This is a genomic window from Streptomyces synnematoformans, assembly GCF_039531005.1.
Classification (GTDB): domain Bacteria; phylum Actinomycetota; class Actinomycetes; order Streptomycetales; family Streptomycetaceae; genus Streptomyces; species Streptomyces synnematoformans.
Window position 1 is genome coordinate 1 of sequence record NZ_BAAAPF010000396.1, and the last position, 5,691, is coordinate 5,691.

2 protein-coding genes are annotated in these 5,691 nt (G+C 78.0%); both read left to right on the forward strand.

Going from position 1 to position 5,691, the window contains the following annotated elements; translation table 11 throughout:
* A partial coding sequence (locus ABD317_RS32870) for an SDR family NAD(P)-dependent oxidoreductase (protein WP_344294856.1) occupies window positions 1–3,903 on the forward strand: 3,903 nt, incomplete at its 5' end.
* A gap of 59 nt (window positions 3,904–3,962) precedes the next feature.
* Window positions 3,963–5,691 (forward strand): type I polyketide synthase (locus ABD317_RS32875; protein WP_344294858.1); only part of this gene is annotated, 1,729 nt, incomplete at its 3' end.

A 5,691-nucleotide genomic window follows, 5' to 3' on the forward strand; every position in this document is an offset into this window, starting at 1 on the left:
TCCGCCCTCCTCCCCGACGCCTCCCTCACCGACCTCCCCACCTACCCCTTCCAGCGGCAACGCCTCTGGCTCGACGCGCCCCCGCCCTCCGCCACCGGCGGCCACCACCCCCTCGTCGGCCCCGCCGTCGAACTCGCCGAGCGCGACGGTGTGACCGTCTTCTCCGGCACGCTCTCCCTCCGCACCCACCCCTGGCTCGCCGACCACGCCGCCGGGGACACCGTCCTCCTCCCCGGCACCGCGTTCCTCGAACTCGCCCTCCACGCCGCCCGGCACACCGGCCGCACCACCCTGGACGAACTCGTCCTCGCCGCGCCCCTCGCCCTCCCCGCCACCGGCGCCGTCGAGCTTCAGGTCACCGTCGACGGCACCGAGGTCGCCGTCCACTCCCGCCCCGCGGGCGACGACGGCCACGACTCGCCCTGGACCCGCCACGCCCACGGCACCGCGACCGCGACCGGGACCGCCCCCGAGGCCCCCGCCCCCGATGCCCCCGCATCCGCCCCCTGGCCGCCGCCCGGCGCCACGCCCGTTCCCCCGGCCGAGCTGTACGAACGCCTCGACGCCGCCGGCCTGCGCTACGGCCCCGCCTTCCGGGGGCTGCGCGCCGCGTGGCGGCACGGGGACGCGGTCCTCGCCGAGGTGGCCCTCGCCGACGACGCGGCCGGCAGCACCCCCGGCGCCGACCGGTTCGCGCTGCACCCCGCCCTCTTCGACGCCGCCCTCCACGCCGTCGCCCTCACCGGCGACGAGGGGGACGGCACCGGATACCTGCCCTTCAGCTGGACGGACGTCCGGCTCCACGGCACGCACGCCGGCGGCCTTCGGATACGTATCGTCCCCACGGGGGCCCACGCCGTCGCGCTCGACGCCACCGACCCGGCGACCGGCCGGCCCGTCGTCTCCGTCGGTACCCTGCTGCTCCGCCCGCTCGCCCCGGCCGTCGACACCGACTCGCTCCACCGGCTCACCTGGGTCCCCCTCCCCGCGGCGGGCCCCGCCGACGAGACGGCCGCCGCCTGGGCCGTGCTCGACGCCCCCGCCGACGACGGCCTCCTCGACGCGCTGCCGCCCGGTACCCGCTCCGTGTCCGGCACCGACCCCGCCGCCCTGCCCGAGCCGCCCGACCTGCTCGTGCTCCCCGTCACCACGGACGACGCACCCGACGACGCCCCCGCCGCCGCGCACGCCGTCGCCGTCCGCGTGCTGGACACCGTCAACGCCTGGCTCGCCGACGACCGCTTCGCCGCCGGCCGCCTGCTCCTCCTCACCCGCCGCGCCGTCGCCGTCGGCGCCGACGAGGACCCCGACCTGGCCGCCGCCACCGCCTGGGGCCTCGTGCGCGCCGCCGCGGCCGAGTACCCCGGCCGGCTGCTCCTTATCGACACCGACGGCACCGCCGAGTCCCTCCGCGCCCTCCCGCGGGCCGCCGCCTCCGGCGAACCGCAGCTTGCCCTCCGCGCGGGCGAGCCCCTCGCCGCCCGCCTCGCCCGCGCCACCGCGCCCGCCTCCGCGCTCGTACCGCCCGACGGCACCACGGCCTGGCGCCTCGACGTCACCGCACCCGGCTCGCTCGACCACCTCGCGCTGCTGCCCGCCCCCGAGGCGACCGCGCCCCTCGCACCCGGACAGGTGCGGCTCTCCGTCCGCGCCGCGGGGCTCAACTTCCGCGACGTGCTCGGCGCCCTCGGCATGTATCCGGGCGAGGTGACCATCGGCGCCGAAGCCGCCGGGGTCGTGGTCGAGACCGCGCCGGACGTCGCCGACCTGGCGCCCGGAGACCGGGTGTTCGGGATGGTGCGGGGCGCGGTCGGCCCGCTCGCGACGGCCGACCGGCGACTGCTCGCGCCCCTGCCCCCCGACTGGTCCTTCGCGCAGGCCGCCACCGTCCCCGTCGTCTACCTCACCGCCTACTACGGCCTCGTGGACCTCGCCGCCCTCAAGCCGGGCCAGTCGGTGCTGGTGCACGCCGCGGCCGGCGGCGTCGGCACGGCGGCCGTGCAGCTCGCCCGGCACCTGGGCGCCGAGGTGTACGGCACGGCGAGCCCCGGCAAGCAGGCCGCGCTGCGCGCGCTGGGGCTGCCCGCGGACCACGTGGCCTCGTCCCGCACGCTCGACTTCGAGGCCGCCTTCCGCGGCGCGGGCGGCACGGGCGGCGGGGTCGACGTGGTGCTCAACTCCCTCGCCCACGAGTTCGTCGACGCCTCGCTGCGGCTGCTGCGACCCGGAGGCCGGTTCCTGGAGATGGGCAAGACGGACATCAGGGACGCGGATGCCGTACGCGCCGCGTACGCGGGCGTGGACTACGCGGCGTACGACCTGATGGACGCGGGCCCCGAGCGCATCGCCGAGATGCTCGCCGAGGTGCTGGCGCTGTTCGGGCAGGGCGCGCTCACGCTGCCGCCGCTGACGGTCTGGGACGTACGCGCCGCGGACGAGGCATTCCGCCACCTCGGCCAGGCGCGGCACCGGGGCAAGGTCGCGCTCACCGTGCCGCGGCCCCTCGACCCGGACGGCACGGTGCTGGTCACCGGCGCCACCGGCGCGCTGGGCGGGCTGATCGCCCGCCATCTGGTGAGCGCGTACGGGGTACGCCACCTCCTCCTCGCCGGGCGGCGGGGCGCGGCGGCGCCCGGGATGGCCGAACTCGCCGCGGAGCTGACGGAGCTGGGCGCCGCGGTCACCGTGGCGGCCTGCGACGTGGCGGACCGGGCGGCGCTGGCCGGGCTGCTCGCCGGGGTGCCGGCGGCGCACCCGCTGACCGGCGTCGTGCACGCGGCGGGGGTGCTCGACGACGGCGTGCTGGCGTCGATGACGGCGGAGCGGCTGCGTACCGTCCTCGCGCCGAAGGCCGACGCGGCCTGGGCGCTGCACGAGCTGACGCGCGCCGCCGACCCGGCGCTCTTCGTGCTCTTCTCGTCCGCCTCGGGCACGCTGGGCGCGCCGGGGCAGGCGAACTACGCGGCGGCGAACGCCTTCCTCGACGCACTCGCCCGGCACCGGCGGGCGCGCGGGCTGCCGGCGGTGTCGCTGGCGTGGGGGCTGTGGGACCAGCCGGGCGGGATGAACGCCGGGCTGGGCGAGAGCGACCGGGCGCGGCTGGCGCGGGCGGGGTCGGGTGCGCTGTCCGCGGCGGAGGGGCTGCGGCTGTTCGACGCGGCGCTGCGGGGGTCCGACCCCGTCTCGCTGCCGGTGAAGCTGGACCCGGCGGCGCTGCGCGGGGCGGGGGACGAGGTGCCGCCGCTGCTCCGCGGGCTGGCGCCGGGCGGCGGCCGGACCGTACCCGAACGCGGCGGTGCGCCGGCCCCGGCCGGAACCCCGGCGGCCCCGGCCCGGCGCCTCGCCGACGCGGCCCTGACCGCGACCGAGCGGCGGAACGCCGTGCTCGACCTGGTGTGCGCGGAGTCGGCGGCGGTGCTGGGGCACGTCGACGCGGGGGCGCTGGCGCCGGACGAGGCGTTCGCGGAGCTGGGGTTCGACTCCCTGACGTCGGTGGAGCTGCGCAACCGCCTCACCAGGGCGACCGGGCTGCGGCTGCCCGCGGGGCTGCTGTTCGACCGGCCGACGCCGTACGCGCTGGCGGAACACCTCGCCGAGCTGCTGGCGCCCGCCCCGCCGGAGCCGCGGGCCGGGGAGGCGGCGACGGACGCCGACGAGCCGGCGGTACGCGCCGCGCTGGCGACCCTGTCGCCCGCGCGGCTGCGGGCGGCCGGGCTGCTGGACGCGCTCCTCGCGCTGGCCGCGGACGACCCGGCGCCGCCGCCCCCGTCGCCCGACGGCACGGGCGACGACAACCCGGACTCCCCCGACCTGGACGACTTGGACGACTTGGACGCGCAGAGCCTCATCGACATGGCCCTGGGCGACTCCGACCCCGACTCCGACCCGGGTGATACGCGATGAGCAGCGACGCACCGTCCGCACCGTCCACCAAGAACCTCGTCGAGGCCCTGCGCGCGTCGCTGCGCGAGGGGAAGCAGCTCAAGCGCGAGAACCAACGGCTGGTCGAGGCCGCGCGCGAGCCGGTCGCCGTGGTGAGCATGGCCTGCCGCTTCCCCGGCGGCGTCCGCTCGCCCGAGGACCTGTGGGACGTCGTCGCCGCCGGGCGCGACGCCGTGACGCCGTTCCCCACCGACCGCGGCTGGGACCTCGACGCCCTGCACGACCCCGACCCGGAGAAGCCGGGCACCTGCTACGTACGCGAGGGCGGGTTCCTCGACGGCGCCGGGAACTTCGACGCCGAGCTGTTCGGGATCTCGCCGCGCGAGGCGCTGGCGATGGACCCGCAGCAGCGGCTGCTGCTGGAGACGAGCTGGGAGGCGTTCGAACGGGCCGGCATCGACCCGGCGTCGGTGCGCGGCGGAGCGACCGGTGTCTTCGTCGGCGGCGTACGGCAGGACTACGGCCCGGCCCTGCACGAGAACGTGCCGGAGGTGGCGGGCCACCGGCTGACCGGCATCGCGGCCAGCGTGCAGTCGGGGCGCGTCTCGTACGTCTTCGGGCTCGAAGGCCCCTCGGTGACGGTGGACACGGCGTGCTCGTCGTCCCTCGTCGCGCTCCATCTGGCGGTGACCGCGCTGCGCGCCGGGGAGTGCGAGACGGCCCTGGTGGGCGGGGTGGCGGTGATGACGAGCCCGGGCGTCTTCGTGGAGTTCAGCCGGCAGCGGGGGCTGGCGCCGGACGGCCGGTGCAAGTCGTTCGCGGCGGGGGCGGACGGCACGGGGTGGGCCGAGGGCGTCGGGGTGCTGGCGCTGGAACGGCTGTCGGACGCGCGCCGGAACGGGCACCCGGTGCTGGCGGTGGTCCGAGGTACGGCGGTGAACCAGGACGGCGCGAGCAACGGGCTGACGGCGCCGAACGGGCCCTCCCAGCAGCGCGTCATCCGCGCGGCGCTCGACAACGCCGGGCTGGGCCCGGGGGACGTCGACGCGGTGGAGGCGCACGGGACGGGCACCCCGCTGGGCGATCCGATCGAGGCGGAGGCGCTGCTCGCGACGTACGGCGAGGGCCGGGCCGCGGACCGGCCGCTGTGGCTGGGGTCGGTCAAGTCGAACATCGGGCACGCCCAGGCGGCGGCGGGCGTCGCGGGGATCATCAAGATGGTCCAGGCGATGCGGCACGGGGAGCTGCCCGCGACGCTGCACGTGGACGAGCCGTCGCCGCACGTCGACCTCTCCGCGGGCACGCTCGCGCTGCTGACCGGGCCGCGCCCGTGGCCGGAGGCGGACCGGCCGCGGCGGGCGGGGGTCTCGTCGTTCGGCATCAGCGGCACGAACGCGCACGTGGTGCTGGAACAGGCCCCCGAGGAGGAGGCGGCGGAGGCGGCGGAGGCGGCGCCGGTGCCGCCGCCCGCGCGCCCCGCACCGCTTCCGTTCCCGCTGTCCGCGGCGTCCGACACCGCGCTACGCGACCAGGCGGCCCGACTCCGGGACCACGTCGAGCGCCAGCGAGAGGACGACCTTGACCTCGCGTCTCTGGCCCGCTCCCTGGCGACGACGCGCGCGACGCTCGACCGGCGCGCGGTGGTGGTGGCTGACGACCGCGAGGAGCTGGTGCGGCAGCTGGAGGCGCTGGCGGCCGGGGAGGCGGAGCGGCCGGGGCACGTGGCGTCGGCGCGGGACCTGACGGCGTTTCTGTTCACGGGGCAGGGCAGTCAGTTCCCGGGGATGGGGCGGGAGCTGTACGAGGGGT